Below are 21,718 nucleotides of genomic sequence, written 5' to 3'. Positions count from 1 at the left end.
TAGTTGTTACTCGTCGAGGAAGGAGCGCAAATGCTCGCTTCTCGTCGGGTGGCGCAGCTTGCGCAGCGCCTTGGCTTCGATCTGACGAATCCGTTCACGGGTCACGTCGAACTGCTTACCAACCTCCTCGAGGGTGTGGTCGGTATTCATGTCGATACCGAAGCGCATGCGCAGAACCTTGGCTTCACGGGCAGTGAGGCCGGACAGAACTTCGCGAGTCGCTTCTTTAAGGCTCTCAACAGTGGCGACATCGATCGGCGACTGCATGGTCGAGTCTTCGATGAAGTCACCCAAATGGGAGTCTTCGTCATCACCGATCGGGGTTTCCATGGAGATCGGCTCTTTAGCGATCTTCAATACCTTGCGGATCTTGTCCTCAGGCATTTCCATGCGTTCGCCCAGCTCTTCCGGGGTCGGTTCGCGACCCATTTCCTGCAACATCTGGCGGGAAATGCGGTTGAGCTTGTTGATCGTCTCGATCATGTGCACCGGAATACGGATGGTGCGGGCCTGGTCGGCGATCGAGCGAGTGATCGCCTGACGGATCCACCAGGTGGCATAAGTCGAGAATTTGTAGCCGCGACGGTATTCGAACTTGTCTACCGCTTTCATCAAACCGATGTTGCCTTCCTGGATCAGATCGAGGAATTGCAGACCACGGTTGGTGTACTTCTTGGCGATGGAGATCACCAGACGCAAGTTCGCTTCTACCATCTCTTTCTTCGCGCGGCGGGCCTTGGCCTCACCGATCGACATGCGACGGTTGATGTCCTTGATCTCGGCGATCGTCAAACCGGTTTCGGTTTGCAGTGCGGTCAGCTTCTGCTGGCAACGAATGATGTCCGGTTGCAGGCGACCAATGGCTTCAGCGTATTTGCTTTTGCCTTTGGCCAGTGCGTCGGTCCAGCTTTCGTCAACTTCGTTGCCCGGGAACTGGCGGAGGAAGTCGGCACGCGGCATGCGGGCATCACGAACGCACAGTTGCATGATCGCGCGCTCTTGCTGACGCAGACGATCCAGGGCACTGCGAACACGCTCGACCAGGCCTTCGAATTGCTTCGGAACCAGTTTGATCGGCATGAACAGCTCAGCCAGAAGCACCAGCTCGGCAATTGCCAGCTTGTTGCCACGACCGTGCTTTTTCAGCGCCTTGCGGGTGACTTCCATCTGATCGGAGACAGCACCAAAGCGCTGTGCAGCGATGACCGGGTCCGGACCGCTTTCGGCTTCTTCTTCGTCGTCAGTGCTGGCTTCAGCGTCGTCGTCGTCGGTGTCGTCGTCCGCTTTCACGGCTTTCGGGTCGACAGGCGGCGGCACTTCTGCAGCAGGCGGCGCAATGCCGTCGTCCGGGTCGATATAACCGCTCAGGACGTCGGACAGGCGGCCACCTTCGGTGGTGACGCGAGTGTACTCGGAGAGAATATGGTCAACCGTGCCAGGGAAGTGCGCAATTGCGCCCATCACTTCACGGATGCCCTCTTCAATACGTTTGGCGATTTCGATTTCGCCTTCACGTGTGAGGAGCTCTACCGTACCCATTTCACGCATGTACATGCGCACTGGGTCGGTAGTGCGACCAATGTCGGTCTCGACCGCTGCCAACGCTGCTGCTGCCTCTTCGGCCGCGGCTTCGTCGGTATCGGCGTCGGCCAGCATAAGGGAATCCTTATCTGGCGCAACCTCGAATACGTTGATCCCCATGTCATTGATCATGCGGATGATGTCTTCCACCTGTTCCGGATCTGAAATATCCTCCGGCAGGTGGTCGTTGACCTCCGCGTAAGTCAGGTAACCCTGCTCACGACCAAGTGTGATCAACTCTTTGATACGAGACTGCTGTTGCGCTTTTCCGGACATAACACCCTATCCACTGAAGGTCTTGGCGGGCAAAAAACAAGCCGAGGATTATACCTGAGCTATGACCTCACGCGCCAGTTGAGGTCGGGCTTGTTGCGGAAACATTGCGACTTAATAGGTCGCGCAGTTGATTTTTCTCTTCGGCACTCAGTTCACTTTGACGTGCTTTCCTGAGAAGTTGTTCCAGGTTTCGCTCGCGTTGGCGGGCTGACAAGCTAGTAATGGTGTCGAAAAACTGTTGTTCAAGGTTATCTCCGTCAATCAGCCATTCCTTTTCCGCCAGCGCCTTGAGCAAACGTCCTTGCTCCGTACCGTGCCAGCGTGCAATCAACTGAAATGAGTTTAGCTTGGGATTCTTCTGGACGGCTTCGAGAAGGGCCACCAGTAATTGCGTGTTGGTGTGATCCTCTGCAGCAAAGTGCCCGGCATCCTCGACTTTCTCGGCCAATTGCGGGTGATGCAACAGCGTGCGCAAGGCGGCCAGGGTCGGCGGTTCTACAGCGGCCGGCACCCGTGGCGCGCGGGGTTGATCGTGATCACCACCGCGTTTGCCGTTTTTGTCCCACGGTTTTTTGTCCCATTTTTTGCCGCCGGCGCCGGGTTTCTTCGGCGTCCAATCCTGTTGCGGCACATACATCTCTTGTGCCTGCGGCTGATGGTAGTCGCTGTAATCGGGCATGGCGTCGTAATCGATGCCCGGGTCGTACGCCGGCGGTGCTTCCTGAGGTGCACTTTGTACCAGTTGGCTCACGGCTTCACCGCTAAGCCCGGTAATTTCGGTCAGGCGCTGACGCATCAGGATGCGCAGGTTCGCCCCGGGGACTTTGTCGATCAGCGGCGCGGCGAGGGTGGCCATGTGGGCTTTGCCTTCGAGCGAGCGCGGGTCCGATTCCTCGGTAAGCTGTTGAAAAAAATAATCCGCCAATGGTTGGGCATGCTGGTTGATCCGTGCGCGGAAGGCATCGGTGCCTTCGGAGCGGACCAGCGTGTCCGGGTCTTCGCCTTCGGGGAGGAACAGAAAGCGTGCGCGCCGCCCGTCCTGCAGACTCGGCAGCGCTGCCTCCAATGCCCGCCAGGCGGCATTTCGACCTGCCTGATCTCCGTCGAAACAGAACAGCACGTTGGGCACGACGCGAAACAGGCGCTTCAAGTGCTCTTCGCTGGTGGCGGTGCCCAGAGTCGCGACAGCATTGCGCAGGCCTTGTTGGGCGAGGGCGATAACATCCATGTAGCCTTCGACGACGATGATTTCGTCGAGGTTGCGGTTGTTCTTGCGTGCTTCATAAAGGCCGTAGAGTTCCTGGCCCTTATGGAATACCGGGGTTTCCGGTGAGTTCAGGTATTTCGGCTTGTCGTCGCCCAATACCCGGCCGCCGAAGGCGATGATTCGCCCGCGGCTGTCGCGGATCGGGAACATCACGCGATCGCGAAAGCGGTCATAGCGTTTGCCGGTTTCGGCGTTCTCGATCAGCAGGCCGGCATCGATCATGGCTTTCTGTTGCAGGGTGTCGCTGCTCAAGTGCTTGAACAGATTGTCCCAGCCAGGCGGGGCAAAGCCGAGGCCGAAGTCTCGGGCGATTTCGCCGGTCAGTCCGCGACCTTTCAAGTAATCCACGGCTGCTTTTCGCGATGGATGGCTTTTCAGTGCCTGGCGGTAAAAGTCGGCGGCGGCGGTGAGTAGCGGGTAGAGCGGCGAATCGGTCGGCTGCCGCGGTTTGTGCGGCCGTCCGCTTTCTTCGCGGGGGATTTCCATGCCGGCGGCTTTGGCCAGTTCTTCGACAGCCTGGACGAAATCCAGATTGTCGTGGTCCATCATGAAGCCGAGGGCGTTGCCGCCAGCGCCGCAGCCAAAGCAATAATAGAACTGCTTGTCGGGGCTGACGCTGAAGGAGGGGGTTTTCTCTTTGTGAAACGGGCAGCAGGCGGTGTAATTCTTGCCAGCCTTTTTCATTTGCAGGCGCGAGCTGACCACATCGACGATGTCGGTGCGGTTCAGAAGGTCGTCAATGAAGCTCTGGGGAATTAGCCCGGCCATGGCGTTCTCGTCATCTGCGCTGCAATGGATCCGAAACGAAGAGCGGCTGAGCGCGGGTCGTTGTTTGAGGCGCGCAAAATGTGCGGCTCGACCAGTGTCGTCTGCGTAATCGCTGTCGGGAAGTGTATCTGCCGAAAATCCACTGACGTTAGTACCAATCAGTATTCGACTATTTGAAAGTGTTGCGCTGAAATCCGCTGCGGCCTGTCGATGGCCTCGGATAGCTCATAAGCTGGCACGCAAGAAGGTGCCTTGGGCTGATCGTCGTGAGAGGAATCAGTGGGTGTGCTCGTCAGTAGCCTTGGAAGGCTCGTCAGAAAAGACGTGCACCGCTGGCAAAAGAGCCAGGTCTGACGCTGTGAAGCAGATTTGTCTCGGTCGCGTCTGCGGCTTTGACGGTGAAACATCAAGCGTTGTCCGCAAATGCCATTAGCCCGGCTGAGGGCCGGGCTTGGCAGAAGCTTGCTACGAACGTCTGTGTATTAGTACAGACGAACTGCGCGGCGCTGTTCGCGCTGAACTTTCTTGGCGTGACGCTTAACAGCGGCTGCTGCTTTGCGCTTACGCTCAGAAGTAGGCTTCTCGTAGAATTCGCGGCTACGAACTTCAGCCAGTACACCGGCTTTTTCGCAGGAGCGCTTGAAACGACGCAGAGCTACGTCGAAGGGTTCGTTCTCTTTTACTTTGACGGCTGGCATCCAGAGCTACCTTCATTCATTACCGGGGTCAACATCCTCGTGGCAAAAGAGCACTTGAAGACGTCGGTTTTTAAGGGTTGCGGATGTTAACTCCTCATCGCTCGGAATGCAAAGCCTCTGATCGAAAACCGCTAGTCGGGGCATCCCATGGCGACTATTATGCGCGCCTTCGAATTCAGCCTAAACAAGGCGCAAACCCATGCTAGTACTGGGATTAGAAACCTCCTGCGACGAAACCGGTGTCGCATTATATGACAGTGAACGCGGCCTGCTGGCCGACGCGCTGTTCAGCCAGATCGACCTGCACCGCGCCTATGGCGGGGTCGTGCCGGAGCTGGCCTCGCGTGACCATGTCAAACGCATGCTGCCCTTGATTCGTCAGGTGTTGGCCGAAGCTGACTGTGTGCCGACCGAGATCGACGCCATCGCTTATACCGCGGGTCCTGGCCTGGTCGGTGCCTTGCTGGTGGGCGCCTCTTGCGCTCAGGCGCTGGCCTTCGCCTGGGGTATTCCGGCGCTGGGTGTGCACCACATGGAAGGTCACCTGCTGGCGCCGATGCTGGAGTCGCAACCACCGGAATTCCCGTTCGTCGCTTTGTTGGTGTCTGGCGGTCATACGCAGCTGGTTCAGGTCGACGGGATCGGTCAATACACGCTCTTGGGCGAGACCCTCGACGATGCCGCCGGTGAGGCTTTTGACAAGACCGCGAAGATGATGGGCCTCAATTATCCGGGTGGTCCGGAAATCGCTCGGCTGGCGGAGCAAGGGGTTGCAGGACGTTTCACTTTCCCGCGTCCGATGTGCGACCGTCCGGGCCTGGCTTTCAGTTTCAGTGGCTTGAAAACCTTCGCCCTGAACACCTGGCAGCAGAGCGTCAGCGCCGGGGACGACAGCGAGCAAGCCCGTTGCGACATCTCGCTGGCGTTCCAACAGGCCGTGGTAGAGACTTTGACCATCAAGTGCAAGCGTGCCCTGAAACAGGCCGGTATGAAGCGTCTGGTGATCGCTGGCGGCGTCAGCGCCAACAAGGCACTGCGTACTTCACTGGAGAAGATGCTCGGCGACATGAAGGGCGATGTTTTTTATGCCCGTCCGGAGTTCTGCACCGACAACGGCGCGATGATTGCCTTTGCCGGCTGCCAGCGTTTGCAGGCCGGTCAGCATGAAAGCCTGGCGATCAGCGTGCAGGCGCGTTGGCCGATGGAGCAATTGTCGGCGCTGTGATGATGTGCGGGATGAGTCGCGCTCTTGCCCGGTAATTAAAAATGCCGTTCGCGCCCGGCAAACAGGTCGCGTAGATTGCCCCGATGGCGCCAGACGATCAGTCCCGTGAGTGCGCTCATGGGCAGCAGTGCCGCCGGTTCTTGCCAGGCCAGCAGCGGCAGGGTCAGCGGTGTGGCGATCAAGGCCGCCAGTGAGCTGGTGCGAGTCAGGTAGAACGTCAGCAGCCAGGCGCAGACCGCCAGCAGTGCGGCGGGCGGGTAAAGCCCCAACAGCATGCCGGCAGAGGTGGCGACACCCTTGCCACCGCGAAAGCGAAAGTACAACGGGAACAGGTGACCGATGACGGCACAGACGCCGATCCAGGCCTGTTCTTGAAGCGAAAGGCCCGCAGCGCCGGCGATCAGTACGGGTAGCAGGCCTTTGAAGAGGTCCCCGATCAAGGTCAGGACGGCGAGTTTTTTGCCGGCCAGGCGCAACATGTTGGTGGCACCGGCATTGCCCGAGCCACTCATTCGCGGATCGGGGTTACCGGTCAGGCGGCTGAGCAAAATGGCGAAGGACAGAGAGCCGAGCAGGTAGGCGAGGGTCGCCAGTAACCAAAACATGCTAACTATTCCGGGCGAGGACGCCCTGATTCTAACGGCGCATTGCGCCCTTGTCGTGCAGCGGAGAAAAGTGCTTGGACAGAGTGTTTATCGAGGGCCTGGAAGTCGACACCGTGATTGGTGCCTACGACTGGGAGCGAGGCATCCGACAGTGCTTGCGTCTTGATCTGAGTTTCGCCTGGGATAATCGCCCGGCCGCCGCCGGTGACGACCTGACGCTGGCGCTCGATTACGCCAGTGTGTCGTCGCGCATCCAGGCTTTTGCCGAGCAGGCGCAGTTCCAGCTGGTCGAGACCTTCGCCGAGCGTCTGGCTGAAGTGCTGATGAGCGAATTCAACATCACCTGGATGCGCCTCAAACTGACCAAGCCAGGCGCCATCCCGGCTGCCACGGGTGGTGTGGGCGTGGAGATCGAGCGCGGATGTCGCTGACTCAGGTGTTTCTCGGGCTTGGTAGCAATATCGAGCGCGAATCCCATTTGCAGGCTGGCCTTGAAGCCCTGGCAGGCTTCCTGGTGGATATACGCTGCTCTGCGGTGTTCGAAAGCCAGTCGGTGGGGATCAAGAGCGGGCCATTCTTCAATTTTGTGGTGTCGGCTTTCACCGATTTGCCGCTGATGGAGCTGGATCGCCGGCTGAAAATCATCGAGGCGGACAATGGCCGTTATGCGCCGGACCGCAAGGGTTTGCCGCTGGATATCGACGTGCTGCTGTTCGGCGATCTGGTGGGCAACTTCGATGGCTTGATCCTGCCGCGGGCAGAAATTCTGAAAAATGCCTTCGTGCTGTGGCCGTTGTCGCTGATTGCGCCGGATCGCGTGCATCCGGGTGTAGGCAAGAGCTTTGCGACGTTATGGGACGAGGCACAGATTGATCAGGTGTTGGCGCCGGTGGCGTTTGAGTGGCGCGGTGAGCAGTTGACCCCATCGAATTTGTTGTGAGGCGGATGACGCCTTCGCGGGCAAGCCTCGCTCCTACATGGGCCATATTACCTGTAGGAGCGAGCGGTGCGGCGATCCGACTTGCCCGCGAAGCTTTTCAGGCAGACGCCGCCTCTTTGTAGGCCTTCAGTGCCTTGAGCCGCTCTCGCTTGATCGCCTCACCCAACTCCGGCCCTTTGAATCCTTTTTCCAGCAACGGCTGAACCGCTACGGTCCGAGCAGCATTCGCCGCCCCCCGCAAATAATCAGCCTGTGGGTAACTTCGCTGCTCCAGCCCTTTACGTCCACGCGCGTCCATCTCGCACGCCGCGATAAATTCCTCGAACCGCTGCGGCCGACGGTAAACGTCAAAACTTTGCAGCAACTCCAGCAAAGTCGACGGCTTCAGCTCCAGGGCGCGATGGCCGTGGGTGTGATATTTGCCCACCAGTAGTGCCAGCTCCTGACAGTCCTTCGGCGCCTTGAAGCGTTCGTTGACCGCTTTAATCAGCTTCAAGCCCTTGTGCTCATGAGCAATGTGTCGCGGCCACTCCTCCTCGGGCGTCAGTCCCTTGCCGAGGTCGTGCAGCAGGCAGGCCCAGCGCACGGTGAGTAGTTGTTTGTGCCGCGCCGCTTGCTCCAGCACGCTCAAAGTGTGCACGCCTGTGTCGATTTCCGGGTGGTGGGCTTCCGGTTGCGGTATGCCGAACAGGGCATCGACTTCCGGCATCAATACCTTGAGAGCGCCACACTCGCGCAGCACTTCGATGAACACCTGTGGCTGATCTTCCATCAGGGCGCGGGAAATTTCCTTCCAGCTGCGTTCGGCGGTCAAAGCTTCCAGTTCACCTGATTCACTGAGTTGGCGCATCAGTTCCAGTGTCTCCGGCGCCACGGTGAAACCGAGCCCCGCATAACGAGCTGCGAAGCGGGCAACGCGCAGAACCCGGAGCGGATCTTCGGCGAACGCGGGGGAGACGTGACGAAGCAAGCGCGCCTCGAGATCGCGCTGGCCGTGGTAAGGATCGGTCAGGTTCTGTTGATCGTCTTCAGCCATGGCATTGATGGTCAGGTCACGACGGATCAGGTCTTCTTCGAGGGTGACTTCGGGGCTGGCGTGAAAGGTAAAGCCGCCGTAACCGCGTCCGCTTTTGCGCTCGGTCCGGGCGAGGGCGTATTCCTCACCGTTTTTGGGGTGAAGAAAAACCGGGAAATCCGCACCCACCGGGCGAAAGCCCTTGGCGAGCATTTCTTCACTGGTGGCGCCAACCACAACCCAGTCGATGTCGGTGACAGGCTTGCCCAGCAGGCGATCGCGTACCGCACCGCCGACTTTATAAATCTGCATAAAAAACCTCCGTTAGCTCGACAGAATAACCTTTGCGTCGAACCTCCGGAGGCAGAAACAGGATCAAAGATGGATGACAGCCAGGTCCAACCGGCCGTAATCCCCCTCGGCGTGTTCACTTCTGGGTGGAACGTGATGGACTTTCATCACTTGGTCCCCTTGCAGGGTTTCCAGGTGAATGTCGAAGCCCCAGAGGCGGTGCAGGTGTTTGAGCACTTCCTCGGTGGACTCGCCCAGCGGTTTGCGGTCGTGTTGCTGGTGACGCAAGGTCAGCGAGCGGTCACCACGCCGGTCGATGCTGTAGATCTGCACGTTGGGTTCACGATTGCCGAGGTTGTACTGCGCCGCCAGGGTTTCACGGATGATGCGGTAGCCACCTTCGTCATGAATGGCCGGGACCAGCAGATCGTCCTTCTGGTCGTCATCAAGAATGCTGAACAACTTCAGGTCACGGATCACCTGGGGTGACAGGTACTGCAGGATGAAACTTTCATCCTTGAAGCTGCTCATGGCGAACTTGATGCTCGACAGCCAGTCGGTGCCGGCAATCTCAGGGAACCAGCGGTAGTCCTCTTCGGTCGGGTGTTCACACATGCGGCGAATGTCCCGGTACATGGCAAAACCCAGGGTGTAGGGGTTGATGCCGTTGTAGTAGGGGCTGTCGAAGCCGGGTTGATAGACCACGCTGGTGTGGGACGTCAAAAACTCCATCATGAAGCCGTCGGTCACCAGGCCTTCGTCATACAGGTCGTTCATCAGGGTGTAATGCCAGAACGTGGCCCACCCCTCGTTCATCACCTGAGTCTGACGTTGCGGGTAGAAATACTGAGCGATCTTGCGCACGATCCGCACGATTTCCCGCTGCCATGGCTCCAGCAGTGGTGCGTGTTTTTCGATGAAGTAGAGGATATTTTCCTGAGGTTCTGCGGGGAAGCGCGCGTTGTCCTTGTCGCTGTACTTGTCCGCACCTTTTGGAATGGTCCGCCACAGATCGTTGATTTGTTTCTGCAAATGCTCTTCCCGATCCTTTTGCCGGCGACGTTCTTCTTCGGCGGAAATCGGATATGGGCGTTTGTAGCGATCGACCCCATAGTTCATCAGGGCGTGGCAGGAATCCAGCAGGTCCTCGACCGCGTCGATACCGTGGCGCTCTTCGCACTGCATGATGTATTGCTTGGCGAAGACCAGGTAATCGATGATCGAACTGGCGTCAGTCCAGGTGCGGAACAGGTAGTTGCCTTTGAAAAAGCTGTTATGCCCGTAGCAGGCATGGGCGACGACTAAAGCCTGCATGCAGATGGTGTTTTCTTCCATCAAATAGGCGATGCACGGGTCCGAGTTGATCACGATTTCGTACGCTAGCCCCATCTGGCCGCGAGTGTAGGATTTCTCGGTGCTGAGGAAATGTTTGCCGTAGGACCAATGGTGATAACCCAGCGGCATGCCGACGGAGGCGTAGGCGTCCATCATCTGCTCGGCGGTGATCACTTCGATCTGGTTAGGGTAAGTATCGAGCGCGTAGCGAGCCGCCAGACGACTGATTTCTTTGTCGTAGGCCTGAATCAGCTCGAACGTCCATTCGGAGCCGGTGGAAATGGGTTGGCGCTTCTGCTCTTTGGCGGTCATGTCACTAACCTGCGCTGGAAGAGTTCACGGAAGACCGGATAGATATCCCCGGCCGAGACCAGTTGTTGCTGGGCAAAAGTGTCAGAGAAGGCTTCGGCGATGCGTTCGTACTCGAACCACAAGGCCTGATGTTCGCGCGGGGTGATCTCAACGTAAGTGTAGTACTGCACGAACGGCATGATCTGGTTGATCAGAATGTCGCGGCAGATTGGCGAGTCGTCGTTCCAGTTATCGCCGTCGGAGGCCTGGGCGGCATAGATGTTCCACTCATTGCTCGGGTAGCGTTCGGCCATGATCTCCTGCATCAGTTTCAAGGCGCTGGAAACGATGGTGCCGCCGGTTTCGCGAGAATAGAAAAACTCCTCTTCATCCACTTCCCTGGCACTGGTGTGGTGGCGGATGAACACGACGTCGATCTTGTCGTAGTTACGCTTGAGAAACAGGTACAGCAGGATAAAGAAACGCTTGGCGATGTCCTTGGTCGCTTGGGTCATGGAGCCGGACACGTCCATCAAGCAGAACATCACCGCTTTGGAACTGGGGTTGGGTTGCTTGATGAGCAGGTTGTACTTGAGGTCGAAGGTATCGAGGAACGGTACGCGATGAATGCGCGCACTGAGTTTTTCGATTTCTGCTTCGACTTCCTGAATATCACCGAAGTTGTCTGGCTCATCACGCTTGAGTCGCAGCAGTTCTTCTTTGGCTTCGCGTAATTTTGCCCGGCTGCTGCCAGACAGGGCGATTCGCCGTGCATGGGCCGAGCGCAAGGTGCGGATGATGTTGATCCGCGACGGATTGCCCTCGTTACTGATCCCGGCACGAACGGTCTTGAAGGTGTCGGTGCCGGTCAGGTTGCGCTTGACCAGGTTCGGCAGCTCAAGGTCCTCGAACATGAATTCGAGGAATTCCTCCTGGGTGATCTGGAAGACGAATTCGTCCATCCCTTCGCCTGAGTTGCCGGCCTTGCCGGGGCCTCTGCCACCGCCACCTCCGGGCGGACGGGCAATGTGCTCGCCGCTGGTGAACTCCTTGTTGCCCGGGTGCACGACGGTCTGCTTGCCACCGCGACCGTGGTGAAGCACCGGCTCGTCAATGTCGCGACCGGGGATGCTGATCTGTTCGCCGTGCTCCATATCGGTAATGGAGCGCCGGCTGACCGCCTCTTCGACAGCCTTTTTGATGTGATCACGGTAACGCCGCAGAAACCGCTGACGGTTCACCGTGCTCTTGTTCTTGCCATTGAGACGTCGGTCGATCACATAGCTCATGACTGCTCCTTAGAAGCTGTCCTGAAAGGGGCGAGCGGTTATGCAGCATCGGCCGAGCCAAGGGATGTCACGCTCCCCCAAGCGCTTTTGGACGCTGCCTGAACCTCGCTACCGACTTTCGAACACCTTCCAGAGGTCTGTGTAACAGAAAATGCGTGCACAGGCCTCTGGCTGACGACAACCGGTCTGACCGGCAGCGGGTTATTGTGATTTTCTGACCCGCAGGTACCACTCGGACAGCAGTCGTACCTGTTTGTCGGTGTAGCCCCGCTCGACCATCCGTGTGACGAAGTCGTTGTGCTTCTGCTGGTCCTCTTTGCTGGCCTTGGCGTTGAAGCTGATAACTGGCAGGAGGTCCTCGGTGTTGGAGAACATTTTTTTCTCGATGACCACCCGCAGTTTTTCGTAGCTGAGCCAGGTCGGGTTCTTGCCGTTGTTATTGGCCCGGGCGCGCAGTACGAAGTTGACGATTTCATTGCGGAAATCCTTCGGATTGCTGATGCCGGCCGGTTTTTCGATTTTCTCCAGTTCTTCGTTCAGCGCTACGCGGTTGAGGATCTCGCCGGTTTCCGGGTCGCGGTATTCCTGGTCCTGGATCCAGAAGTCGGCGTACAGCACATAGCGATCGAAGATGTTCTGGCCATACTCGCTGTAAGACTCGAGGTAGGCGGTCTGGATTTCCTTGCCGATGAACTCGATATAACGCGGTGCCAGGTACTCCTTGAGGAAGCGCAGATAGCGTTCGCGGGTTTCGGCCTGGAATTGTTCCTGTTCGATCTGTTGTTCCAGCACGTAAAGCAAGTGCACCGGGTTGGCAGCGATTTCGTGCGGATCGAAGTTGAACACTTTCGACAGGATCTTGAACGCGAAGCGGGTCGACAGGCCGTTCATGCCTTCGTCGACACCCGCGTTGTCGCGGTATTCCTGGATCGACTTGGCCTTCGGATCGGTGTCCTTGAGGTTTTCGCCGTCATAAACGCGCATCTTGGAGTAGATATTGGAGTTTTCCGGCTCCTTGAGGCGCGAGAGTACGGTGAACTGGGCAAGCATTTTCAGGGTGTCTGGCGCGCAGTGAGCCTTGGCCAGGGAGCTGTTGAACAAGAGCTTGTCGTAGATCTTCACTTCGTCGCTGACCCGCAGGCAGTACGGCACTTTGACGATATAGATCCGGTCGATGAAGGCTTCGTTGTTCTTGTTGTTGCGGAAGGTGTGCCATTCCGATTCGTTGGAGTGGGCCAGCAGGATCCCGGTAAACGGAATCGCCCCCAGACCTTCGGTACTGTTGTAGTTGCCTTCCTGAGTGGCGGTCAGCAGTGGGTGCAGCACCTTGATTGGTGCCTTGAACATTTCGACGAATTCCATCAGGCCCTGGTTGGCCCGGCACAGTGCGCCCGAGTAGCTATAGGCGTCGGCGTCGTTCTGCGGGAATTCTTCGAGTTTGCGGATATCGACCTTGCCCACCAGCGCCGAGATGTCCTGGTTGTTTTCATCTCCCGGCTCGGTTTTGGCCACGGCGATCTGGTTGAGGATCGACGGATACAGCTTCACCACACGGAACTGGCTGATATCGCCGCCGAATTCGGCGAGGCGTTTGGTAGCCCATGGCGACATGATGGTATTGAGGTAGCGCCGTGGAATGCCGAAGTCTTCCTCGAGGATCGCGCCATCTTCGGTGGCGTTGAACAGACCCAGAGGTGACTCGAATACCGGCGAGCCCTTGATCGCGTAGAAGGGCACTTTTTCGATCAGCTGTTTCAGCTTCTCGGCCAGGGACGATTTACCGCCACCCACAGGGCCGAGCAAATAGAGAATCTGCTTCTTCTCTTCCAGGCCCTGAGCGGCATGGCGGAAATACGACACGATCTGGTCGATGCATTCTTCCATCCCGTGGAAGTCTTCAAAGGCCGGATAGCGGCGGATCACCTTATTGGAAAAAATTCGCGACAGCCTCGAGTTGGCCGAGGTGTCGAGCAGCTCCGGCTCACCGATGGCCAGCAACAGACGCTCGGCGGCGGAGGCGTAGGCGCTGCGGTCGCTTTTGCACAGCTCAAGATACTCTTGCAGCGAGAGTTCTTCCTGGCGTGTGGACTCGAAGCGTTGTTGGAAGTGGCTAAAGATACTCATGACGTCACCTCGCTCGATACGTGGAGCCGACGCCGGATCATTCAGTCGATGCTGGCAGCGACCGAATATGCAGTCGCTGTTTACCCCCCAGAACTCTTTCGAAGCTGACTACCCCGAAAGCTACTCCCGATGACCCGCGCGCCGGTGTACCGGCTCTCCCCTGTTTTGGATGGCCTGCGCTTAAGGATAGTTGGGAATTCGGGAGGTAAAGGCGAGATACGTAATTAGTTGTGGCAGACCGTTCGTCTGCCACCGCGCGAGCCCGCGGGGACCGGGGCTTGCGCGTTACAAAAAAATTATTCGGAAGTGCCTTGCGCCGTTTCCGAAGGGTAAGTCGTACGCCACAGCTCAAAACCGCCATCCATGCTGTAGACGTCGGAGAAGCCCTGGCTGATCAAGTACGCCGCAGCGCTCTGGCTGGAATTGCCGTGATAGCAGACCACTACCGTCGGTGCATCAAGGTCGGCGGCACGGATGAAGTCCGAGATGGAAACGTTGTCCAGATGCTTGGATCCGGCAATGTGCAGTGCGGCAAAGGTCGCTGGGTCGCGAACATCGACCACCACTGCGCCTTGTTCGCGCAGGGCCTGGGCCTGTTCCGGGGGGATACGTTTGAATTCGCTCATGGCGGGCTCCTGTGGCTCGGCTGAAAGCGCAGTCTAGCGCGGGGCGCTGGCTGACGATGGTTCGGGGATAAGTGCGGCGCCTGGCGGCAGGGCAAGGCCATGCTCGTCGCATTTGCAAGACAGGCGTTCACCGCTGTCGACATTCATGAGGGTCAGGGCGCCGCCCCAGACACAACCGGTGTCGAGGGCCGAGATGCCCGGCTCATTGCATCGGCCTTCCAGAGCGGCCCAGTGGCCGAAGATGATCTTCAGGCCCTTGGTCTTGCGCTCTTTGTGCTGAAACCAGGGTTTGTAGCCCGGTGGCGCATTGTCGAGGCCTTCCTTGCTTTTGAGGTCAAGCTTGCCCTCGGCGGTGCAGAACCGCATTCGGGTGAAATAGTTGGTGATCACCCGCAGGCGTGTCACGCCTTTGAGGTCGTTGTCCCATTTCGCCGGATCGTTGCCGTACATGCCATCGAGGTAGGGCGGCAACAGGTTGTCATCGCGCAATGCAGTCTCGACTTCGGCGGCATACTTCAAGGCCTTGCGCAGTGACCACTGGGGCGGAATGCCAGCATGTACCAGGGCGACATCGCGTTGTTCGTCGTAATGCATGAGCTTTTGCTGCCGCAGCCACTCCAGCAGTTCCGCGCAATCGGGCGCTGCGAGAATCTCGAGCAGGGTGTCGGACTTCTTCAAGCGTTCGATGTTTTTCCCGGCCGCCAGTAAGTGCAGGTCATGGTTGCCGAGCACGCACACCAAAGATTCGCGGATGCTATAGAGGAAGCGCAAGGTGTCCAGGGACTGCGGGCCACGGTTGACCAGATCGCCGACCAGCCACAGACGATCCCGTGTCGGGTCGAAGGCGACTTGCTTGAGCAGACATTGCAATGCTTGAAGGCAGCCTTGCAGATCGCCGACGGCGTACGTTGCCATCAGTGCAGGGCTCCGGGCACCGCCAGACGGAATGGGGCGATGATGGCGTCGAAGTGTTTGCCATCGTCAGCAACCATTTCATAAGTGCCCTGCATCGTGCCGACCTTGGAGGTCATGACGGTGCCGCTGCTGTAGGTGTGACTCTCGCCCACCTCGATCAACGGTTGCTGGCCAACAACGCCCGCACCGCGAACCTCTTCGACATGCCCGTCACCGTCGGTGATCACCCAGTGCCGCGACAACAGTTTGGCCGGTAGCTCGCCATTGTTGTGCACGGTGATGGTATAGGCGAAGGCAAAGCGGTTTTGCTCGGGTTGCGATTGTTCTGCCAGATAGCGGGTGACGACGCTGACGTCGACCTGGTAACGAGGATCGGACATGCAAGAGGCCTTAAACGAAGCGGAACGCGGGGCGTAGCTGATGGAGATCAGTCTAGGCCAAGTATCGGGTAGTAAACCAGACATGAAGGCTGGTGTCCTACCCGATAACGCTCATAGCCTGTCAGTCGGCGGCGGGCGTCTGTAGGACTTGTTCGCTGAGCTTGTCGGCCAGGCGCACGAAGGCGGCCAGATCGAGTTGTTCGGGACGCAGGCTGCCATCAACGCCAGCGGCTTCGATTTCAGCATTGCTCAGCAGCAGCTTGAGGGTGTTGCGCAGGGTCTTGCGGCGCTGGTTAAAGGCTTCGCGCACGACACGCTCCAGCAACTTGTGATCCTTGGCCGGGTGCGGCAGCACTGCGTGGGGTACCAGGCGCACGATAGCCGAATCGACTTTGGGCGGCGGATTGAACGCGCCGGGGCCAACGTTGAACAGATGCTCAACCCGGCAGTGATACTGAACCATGATCGACAAGCGACCCCAGTCACCACCACCGGGGCCTGCTGCCAGGCGCTCGACCACTTCTTTTTGCAGCATGAAGTGCATGTCGCGAATCAGGCTGGCGTTATGCAACAGGTGAAAAATCAGCGGCGTAGAGATGTTGTACGGCAGGTTGCCGACCACCCGCAGGCTGTTCGGCGCGGCGTTCAGGCTGGTGAAGTCGAACTTCAGCGCGTCGCCCTGATGCAGATTGAAATTGCTCTTGCCGGCGAACTGCTGGTTAAGGATCGGGATCAGATCCTTGTCCAGTTCCACCACGTCCAGCTGGGCACCGCTGTTAAGCAGGCCCTCAGTCAGCGCTCCCTGGCCAGGGCCGATTTCCAGCAGTCGGTCTTCGGGCTTGGCGCGGATGGCGCGCAGGATGCGGTCGATAACGCCGGCATCGTGCAGAAAGTTCTGGCCAAAGCGTTTGCGCGCCTTGTGTTGGTAATGCTCGGTCATAAACGGGTCTCGGCCATCTGGTAGGCGGTTTCCAGGGCGACTTGCAGGCTGCCGGTATCGATTTTGCCGCTGCCGGCCAGGTCCAGGGCAGTGCCGTGGTCGACCGATGTACGGATGATCGGCAAGCCGAGGGTCACGTTGACTGCCGCGCCGAAGCCTTTGTACTTCAGCACAGGCAGGCCCTGGTCGTGGTACATCGCCAGCACCGCATCGCAGTGCTCCAGATATTTGGGGGTAAACAGAGTGTCGGCGGGCAGGGGGCCGCGAAGGTCCATTCCTTCGCCACGCAGGCGCTCTAATGTAGGTTCGATAATGTCGATTTCTTCATGGCCCAGGTGTCCGCCTTCGCCGGCATGGGGGTTGAGCCCACACACGAGGATGCGTGGCCGGGCAATGCCGAATTTTTCTTGTAGATCGGCGTGCAGAATTCGCGTGACTCGCTCCAGACGCTCCGGCGTGATCGCATCGGCAATCTCGCGAAGAGGCAGGTGAGTGGTGACCAGCGCCACGCGCAATCCGCGAGTGGCGAGCATCATCACCACTTGTGCGGTATGGGTCAGGTCGGCGAGAAATTCTGTGTGCCCGGAAAAGGCGATCCCGGATTCATTGATCACGCCCTTGTGCACAGGGGCCGTGATCATGCCGGCAAAATGCCCGTCCAGGCAGCCTTGGCCAGCTCGGGTCAGGGTTTCCAGAACAAAAGCCGCGTTGGCCTTGTCCAGTTGCCCGGCGGTGACCTTGGCGTTGAGTGGTGTATCCCAGACATACAGGCTGTTGGCTGGCGCGGGCACGTCCGGCCAGTTGTCCGGGGTGACCGGCAGCAAATCGACAACCACACCCAGCTGCACGGCCCGTTCAAGGAGCAGGTCGCGGCTGGTAATGGCAATCAGGGGGTGTGGCTGGGCTTGCGAGGCGAGCAGCAGGCACAGGTCAGGACCTATGCCGGCCGGTTCGCCGGGTGTCAGCGCGAAACGTTTGGGTTTCACTGCGCTGCCTGGTCTGCACCAGGGAGTTTGATCTCTACGTACGCTTCGTCACGGATCTGACGCAGCCAGGTTTGCAGCTCTTCGTCATATTTGCGGTTACGCAATACGGTCATTGCTTGCTGCTCGCGGGCCTGGGTGGTGCTGTCAGTGGCACGACGACCAAGGACTTCCAGAACGTGCCAGCCATATTGGGTCTGGAACGGCCTGGACAGCTGACCTTGTGGGGTCTTGGCCATCACTTCGCGGAACTCGGGAACCAGAGCATTTGGGTCGATCCAGTTCAGGTCGCCGCCGTTGAGGGCGGAACCCGGATCTTCCGAGAAGCTTTTCGCCAGTTCGCCGAAATCTTCGCCCGCTTCGATTCGGGTATAGAGCGACTCAGCCAAAGCCTTGGTTTTAGCCTCGTCGCGGATCGGGCTCGGTTTGACCAGGATATGACGCACGTGCACTTCGTCACGCACCTGGGTCTCACCGCCACGCTTGTCGAGGATTTTCAGGATGATGAAGCCGCCCGGTGTGCGCATTGGCTGGGTAATGTCGCCGACAGCCATGGTGCTCAGCATGCGATCGAACGGAGGTGGCAGTTGACCGGCTTTACGCCAGCCCATGTCGCCACCTTCCAGTGCGGTTTCGCTGGCGGATTTGGCGATTGCCAACTGACCGAAGTCAGCGCCTTGCTTGAGCTGCTGGTAAACCGCGTCTGCCTGTTTGGCTGCATTCTGAATCGCGTCGGAGTTGGCGCTTTCCGGCGTAGGAATCAGGATGTTTGCCAGGCGGAATTCTTCGGACAGCTGCATTTTGCCAAGGTCGGAAGCGAGGAAGTTCTTCACTTCCTGTTCGGACACCTGGATACGCTCGGCCACACGACGCTGACGCACACGGCTGATGACCATCTCGCGGCGAATCTGGTCGCGGGCGTCGTCATAAGACAGACCGTCGCGAGTCAGAGCGGCGCGGAATTGTTCAATCGACATGTTATTGCGCTGGGCAATGGTGCCGACAGCCTGGTTCAGTTCTTCATCGGTAATGCGGATGCCGGAACGTTCGCCGATCTGCAGTTGCAGGTTTTCGACGATCAGGCGCTCAAGCACCTGCTGGTCCAGCACGCCGGCCGGCGGCACGGCTGAACCGCGCTTGGCGATGGTTTGCTGAACTTCATGGACGCGTTGGTCCAGTTGGCTCTGCATGACCACGTCGTTGTCGACAATGGCCACCACTTTATCGATGGACTGCACCGCGGCGTTCGCCGCGGTACCCAGGAACAGCGCGCCCAGCATCAGCGGGCGCAGACAATCAGAAAGCTTGGTCTTCACGTTCACGATAACCTTGGATGCCTTTGTCGAGGAAGCTCTCTACTTTGGAGCCGGTGAGGCCGCCGAGTCCCTTCAGAACAATTTGTAGGAAGATGCCATGGTCGCCTTTTTCGTTTTCCGGCGCGTCTTGACTGGTTTCGTCATAGGCGACCCAGTAACGGTTGATCAGGCGCAATTTCCAGCAGCAGTTGTCGTACTCGAAACCACCGAAGGCTTCCAGGGTACGGTTGCGGTTGTAGTCATACTGCCAGCGGCTGATCAGGTTCCATTGCGGCACGATCGGCCACATTACCGAGAAGTCGTGCTGCTGGATCTTGTAGTAGTCCTTCACGTAGCCAGGTTGGCCCGGGGTGCCGTAGTCACCGCCGCCCACGGACCATTGACCGGTGTTCTGGTCGTAACGGATCTGGTCATTGCGATAGCGATAGCCGGCGTTGATGACCTTGTTCGGGTTGTCTTCGGGCTGGTAGTGGAACATTGCGCTGCCCGAGCGAGGGCTGCGGCTGTCCGGGTCCCAGTTGTAATCGGCAGTGGTGCGCCAATCGCGGTTCCAGCGGTATTCGTATTCCAGCGCGTAGGGCGAAACGTCCGCCTGTGAGTCTTTACGGGTCCTGGCATCGATGCCTGGCAACTGAACCTTGCGATCCTTGAAGTAGAGGGCCTGGCCGATGCTGATGCGTTGACGCTCGAAGCCGTTTTCTTCGATCCAGCGGTTGGTTACGCCCAGGGACAGTTTGTTCTCGTCGCCGACGCGGTCGGAACCGGAGAAGCGGTTGTCACGGAACAGCGACGAGTAATTGAAGGTGTACTCGCTGGTATCGAAGATCGGAATGTCCTCCTGGTCCGTTTCCGGTACGTAGAGGTAAAACAGACGCGGCTCAAGGGTCTGGCGATAATTCTTGCCGAACCATTGGGTGTTGCGATCGAAGTACAGGCCGCTGTCGATGCTTGCGATCGGCACGCCACGGTTCTGGCTGCTGCTGAAGGTACCGTTGAGCTTTTGCTGCTCCGCGGTTTGCGCGTCAATCTGGCTTTTTCCGGTACCGTCCAGGTCCAGTTGGTACTGGGTGTATTGGTACTTGAGCGATGGCTTCACGAAGCCATAAGTCCAGTCCAACGGCAGGCTGACACCCGGTTTTAGATTCAAACGGTCGCCGTTGGCACGTGCCAGGCCTTGAACGTTGTTATCAAGACGCGGTTCGACGGTGCCATCTTCGTTTACGAAGTTACCGTCCTTCAAGTCACGGTCAAACCGTACGACTTCTGTCTCATAGTCGAAATTCAGGCCGCCAGGGTGAGTCGGCAACTGACCATTGAAAGTGATCTGCGGCAAGCGGTCATACGGTGTGATGTTCGAAACGCTCGCGAGCTGATAAGCCTGTGCGTTCACGCGAGCGGTGTAGCTATCGCCACGGTAAGTGACAGAACCCTGCTGGTTCACATAATCGGAGCTTTTAATCCCGATCTGGTCGGTTTGCAGGTCCTGGAAGTAATACGGATCGCTGATCTTGGTGTAGTCGACTTGCGTGAAGACGCGCGAATCGAGGCCACCCTTGTGCTGCCAGTTGTACATGTAGCGGGTTTTTTCGTAGTCAGTCTGCAGCTTGCGATCGTCGTTCTCGTCGTTGAGGTACGCGGCGCCGAACTGACCTTCGCTGGACGGGGTCAGATAACGGAATTCGCCTTCCATCAACAGCCCGTGCTTGCTCATGTAGCGCGGGTACAACGTGGCATCGTAGTTCGGTGCCAGGTTGAAGTAATACGGAGTGACCAGCATGAAGCCGGTATCGGTGCCGGTGCCGATGGTCGGCGGCAGGAAACCGGACTGGCGACGGTCGTCGATCGGGAAATAGATGTACGGCGTGTACAGAACCGGAATGTCTTTGACCCGCAGCGTCACGTTGGTCGCGGTACCGAAACCGGTGGCCGGGTTCAAGGTGATGTTGTTGCCCTTGAGCTGCCAGGCGTTGCTGTCCGGTTCGCACGTGGTGTACGTACCATCCTTGAGGCGGATGATCGCGTTCTCGGCACGTTTGGCGTACAGCGCATTACCGCGGATACGGGATTTGTGCATCACGTATTCGGCGTTGTCGACCTTGGCTTCACCAGTGTCGAGTTGCACGTCGGCGTGGTCGCCAACGATCAGTGCGCCGTTGTCGCGAACACGGACGTTGCCGCTCAGTTCACCACGGCTCTCGGCCTGGTAGAGGTTCGCTTCGTCGGCTTCGACCTGCATGCTGCCCTGACGCATGACCACGTCACCCGCCAGGGTCGCGACTTGCTCATCCTGCTTATAGCGAGAGGCTTTGGCGCCGAGGAAGGTCGGAGCGTCACTTTTATTCGTCTTGTCATTCATGCCAGGACGAATCGGTTCGATATAGGAACCAGCGCAGTAAGGACCGGTTTCGGCCAATTGCGCTGCAGTGAGCTTCTCGCGCGGAACCCAGTCGAGGTGACTGTAGTCTTCGCTACGCGACTTCAGGCCGCGGCCCTTGGATTCGGTCACCAGCACAGGCTTGGCGCCGGTGTCTTGACTAAACCCGCTGTCAGCCGGAGTCTCGCCGCTCGTGCTTACCGCCGCACTGCCGTCATGGACGGGGCGAGGTGGCAGCGCAGCTGCTGGAGATTTTGGCGCACAGTTCCAGGCACCCGAAGCAGAGACTGAGCAGTCATACTGTTCCGCGGCGACCACGAACGAAGTGGCTAGAGGTTGCAGGGCCAGCAGACTGCCGGTAACCAACAACGGAAATTTTTTACGAAACGCGGGGGATTTCAATGCCATCTTATTAGTCCGGGCTTCCTGCGTGCCATCTGCCCGCGGTGTGGGCCGCACGCCTCTCGATGGTCTGAAAA

At 58.5% G+C, this 21,718-nt stretch carries 18 protein-coding genes; 3 read left to right on the top strand and 15 right to left on the bottom strand.

The window, feature by feature from the left end; translation table 11 throughout:
- Positions 1–6 precede the first annotated feature (6 nt).
- The 3 genes from rpoD to rpsU all read right to left on the bottom strand — a co-directional run bounded on the left by rpoD (position 7) and on the right by rpsU (position 4,590).
- Positions 7–1,857, bottom strand: a complete 1,851-nt coding sequence (rpoD, locus tag QFW87_RS26875; protein ID WP_283181913.1) for an RNA polymerase sigma factor RpoD — start codon at positions 1,855–1,857, stop codon at positions 7–9.
- 67 nt (positions 1,858–1,924) lie between these two features.
- Complete coding sequence (dnaG, locus tag QFW87_RS26870) at positions 1,925–3,892, bottom strand: DNA primase (RefSeq protein WP_283189258.1); 1,968 nt, start codon at positions 3,890–3,892, stop codon at positions 1,925–1,927.
- A 482-nt stretch (positions 3,893–4,374) separates the two neighbouring features.
- Positions 4,375–4,590, bottom strand: coding sequence for a 30S ribosomal protein S21 (gene rpsU / locus QFW87_RS26865; protein ID WP_002551877.1), 216 nt, complete (start codon positions 4,588–4,590; stop codon positions 4,375–4,377).
- A 199-nt stretch (positions 4,591–4,789) separates the two neighbouring features.
- Between rpsU and tsaD the strand changes: the two genes are divergently transcribed.
- Entirely contained in the window at positions 4,790–5,815 is a 1,026-nt protein-coding gene (gene tsaD, locus QFW87_RS26860; protein ID WP_046045367.1) for a tRNA (adenosine(37)-N6)-threonylcarbamoyltransferase complex transferase subunit TsaD, read from the top strand.
- 35 nt (positions 5,816–5,850) lie between these two features.
- Here the strand turns inward: tsaD and plsY are convergent, their stop codons facing one another.
- Complete coding sequence (plsY, locus tag QFW87_RS26855; protein WP_283189257.1) at positions 5,851–6,420, bottom strand: glycerol-3-phosphate 1-O-acyltransferase PlsY; 570 nt, start codon at positions 6,418–6,420, stop codon at positions 5,851–5,853.
- Positions 6,421–6,494: 74 nt separating this feature from the next.
- Here plsY and folB point away from each other — a divergent pair, with 74 nt between their 5' ends.
- Together folB and folK are read left to right on the top strand one after the other, a co-directional pair.
- On the top strand, positions 6,495–6,851 hold the full coding sequence (folB, locus tag QFW87_RS26850) for a dihydroneopterin aldolase (protein ID WP_008008297.1): 357 nt from the start codon (positions 6,495–6,497) through the stop codon (positions 6,849–6,851).
- Positions 6,842–7,360, top strand: a complete 519-nt coding sequence (gene folK / locus QFW87_RS26845) for a 2-amino-4-hydroxy-6-hydroxymethyldihydropteridine diphosphokinase (protein ID WP_283189256.1) — start codon at positions 6,842–6,844, stop codon at positions 7,358–7,360. The genes folB and folK overlap by 10 nt, the downstream gene beginning before the upstream one ends.
- Positions 7,361–7,457: 97 nt before the next feature.
- On the opposite strand, the gene QFW87_RS26840 is transcribed toward folK, so the two are convergent.
- The 11 genes from QFW87_RS26840 to QFW87_RS26790 all read right to left on the bottom strand — a co-directional run bounded on the left by QFW87_RS26840 (position 7,458) and on the right by QFW87_RS26790 (position 21,647).
- Entirely contained in the window at positions 7,458–8,687 is a 1,230-nt protein-coding gene (locus QFW87_RS26840) for a multifunctional CCA addition/repair protein (RefSeq protein WP_283181909.1), read from the bottom strand.
- Between the two features lie 63 nt (positions 8,688–8,750).
- The gene (locus QFW87_RS26835; protein ID WP_283181908.1) at positions 8,751–10,313 is read right to left on the bottom strand and encodes a SpoVR family protein; all 1,563 of its coding nucleotides are present in this window, start codon (positions 10,311–10,313) and stop codon (positions 8,751–8,753) included.
- The gene (locus QFW87_RS26830) at positions 10,310–11,581 is read right to left on the bottom strand and encodes a YeaH/YhbH family protein (RefSeq protein ID WP_033056219.1); all 1,272 of its coding nucleotides are present in this window, start codon (positions 11,579–11,581) and stop codon (positions 10,310–10,312) included. The genes QFW87_RS26835 and QFW87_RS26830 overlap by 4 nt, the downstream gene beginning before the upstream one ends.
- A 201-nt stretch (positions 11,582–11,782) precedes the next feature.
- The gene (locus QFW87_RS26825; RefSeq protein ID WP_033056218.1) at positions 11,783–13,705 is read right to left on the bottom strand and encodes a PrkA family serine protein kinase; all 1,923 of its coding nucleotides are present in this window, start codon (positions 13,703–13,705) and stop codon (positions 11,783–11,785) included.
- A gap of 296 nt (positions 13,706–14,001) precedes the next feature.
- Positions 14,002–14,331, bottom strand: coding sequence for a thiosulfate sulfurtransferase GlpE (glpE, locus tag QFW87_RS26820; RefSeq protein ID WP_046045372.1), 330 nt, complete (start codon positions 14,329–14,331; stop codon positions 14,002–14,004).
- Positions 14,332–14,364: 33 nt separating this feature from the next.
- Positions 14,365–15,246, bottom strand: coding sequence for a symmetrical bis(5'-nucleosyl)-tetraphosphatase (locus tag QFW87_RS26815; protein WP_283189255.1), 882 nt, complete (start codon positions 15,244–15,246; stop codon positions 14,365–14,367).
- A complete protein-coding gene (gene apaG / locus QFW87_RS26810; RefSeq protein WP_008147202.1) occupies positions 15,246–15,626 on the bottom strand; it encodes a Co2+/Mg2+ efflux protein ApaG in 381 nt (126 codons plus the stop codon). Before apaG ends, QFW87_RS26815 begins: the two co-directional genes overlap by 1 nt.
- Before the next feature lie 121 nt (positions 15,627–15,747).
- Positions 15,748–16,566: a 16S rRNA (adenine(1518)-N(6)/adenine(1519)-N(6))-dimethyltransferase RsmA gene (gene rsmA, locus QFW87_RS26805; RefSeq protein ID WP_283181905.1), complete on the bottom strand. Its 819-nt coding sequence runs from the start codon at positions 16,564–16,566 to the stop codon at positions 15,748–15,750.
- Positions 16,563–17,552: a 4-hydroxythreonine-4-phosphate dehydrogenase PdxA gene (pdxA, locus tag QFW87_RS26800; RefSeq protein ID WP_149629967.1), complete on the bottom strand. Its 990-nt coding sequence runs from the start codon at positions 17,550–17,552 to the stop codon at positions 16,563–16,565. Before pdxA ends, rsmA begins: the two co-directional genes overlap by 4 nt.
- Positions 17,549–18,865 carry a peptidylprolyl isomerase SurA gene (surA, locus tag QFW87_RS26795; RefSeq protein WP_283189254.1) on the bottom strand — a complete coding sequence of 439 codons (1,317 nt, stop codon included), beginning with the start codon at positions 18,863–18,865 and terminating at the stop codon, positions 17,549–17,551. Before surA ends, pdxA begins: the two co-directional genes overlap by 4 nt.
- Positions 18,846–21,647, bottom strand: a complete 2,802-nt coding sequence (locus QFW87_RS26790) for an LPS-assembly protein LptD (protein WP_283189253.1) — start codon at positions 21,645–21,647, stop codon at positions 18,846–18,848. Before QFW87_RS26790 ends, surA begins: the two co-directional genes overlap by 20 nt.
- Positions 21,648–21,718: the final 71 nt, after the last annotated feature.

The sequence above is a fragment of the Pseudomonas sp. PMCC200344 genome (genome assembly GCF_030053095.1).
Lineage (GTDB): Bacteria > Pseudomonadota > Gammaproteobacteria > Pseudomonadales > Pseudomonadaceae > Aquipseudomonas > Aquipseudomonas svalbardensis.
This window is presented reverse-complemented; position numbering and strand designations above follow the sequence as displayed.

Excerpts from the sequence above, each read along its gene's own strand:
- QFW87_RS26815 (WP_283189255.1), bottom strand. The coding sequence starts at position 15,246 with ATGGCAACGTACGCCGTCGGCGATCTGCAAGGCTGCCTTCAAGCATTG.
- QFW87_RS26830 (WP_033056219.1), bottom strand. The coding sequence starts at position 11,581 with ATGAGCTATGTGATCGACCGACGTCTCAATGGCAAGAACAAGAGCACG.
- rpoD (WP_283181913.1), bottom strand. The coding sequence starts at position 1,857 with ATGTCCGGAAAAGCGCAACAGCAGTCTCGTATCAAAGAGTTGATCACA.
- glpE (WP_046045372.1), bottom strand. The coding sequence starts at position 14,331 with ATGAGCGAATTCAAACGTATCCCCCCGGAACAGGCCCAGGCCCTGCGC.
- QFW87_RS26825 (WP_033056218.1), bottom strand. The coding sequence starts at position 13,705 with ATGAGTATCTTTAGCCACTTCCAACAACGCTTCGAGTCCACACGCCAG.
- QFW87_RS26835 (WP_283181908.1), bottom strand. The coding sequence starts at position 10,313 with ATGACCGCCAAAGAGCAGAAGCGCCAACCCATTTCCACCGGCTCCGAA.
- QFW87_RS26790 (WP_283189253.1), bottom strand. The coding sequence starts at position 21,647 with ATGGCATTGAAATCCCCCGCGTTTCGTAAAAAATTTCCGTTGTTGGTT.
- apaG (WP_008147202.1), bottom strand. The coding sequence starts at position 15,626 with ATGTCCGATCCTCGTTACCAGGTCGACGTCAGCGTCGTCACCCGCTAT.
- folK (WP_283189256.1), top strand. The coding sequence starts at position 6,842 with ATGTCGCTGACTCAGGTGTTTCTCGGGCTTGGTAGCAATATCGAGCGC.
- QFW87_RS26840 (WP_283181909.1), bottom strand. The coding sequence starts at position 8,687 with ATGCAGATTTATAAAGTCGGCGGTGCGGTACGCGATCGCCTGCTGGGC.
- rpsU (WP_002551877.1), bottom strand. The coding sequence starts at position 4,590 with ATGCCAGCCGTCAAAGTAAAAGAGAACGAACCCTTCGACGTAGCTCTG.
- rsmA (WP_283181905.1), bottom strand. The coding sequence starts at position 16,566 with ATGACCGAGCATTACCAACACAAGGCGCGCAAACGCTTTGGCCAGAAC.
- plsY (WP_283189257.1), bottom strand. The coding sequence starts at position 6,420 with ATGTTTTGGTTACTGGCGACCCTCGCCTACCTGCTCGGCTCTCTGTCC.
- tsaD (WP_046045367.1), top strand. The coding sequence starts at position 4,790 with ATGCTAGTACTGGGATTAGAAACCTCCTGCGACGAAACCGGTGTCGCA.
- dnaG (WP_283189258.1), bottom strand. The coding sequence starts at position 3,892 with ATGGCCGGGCTAATTCCCCAGAGCTTCATTGACGACCTTCTGAACCGC.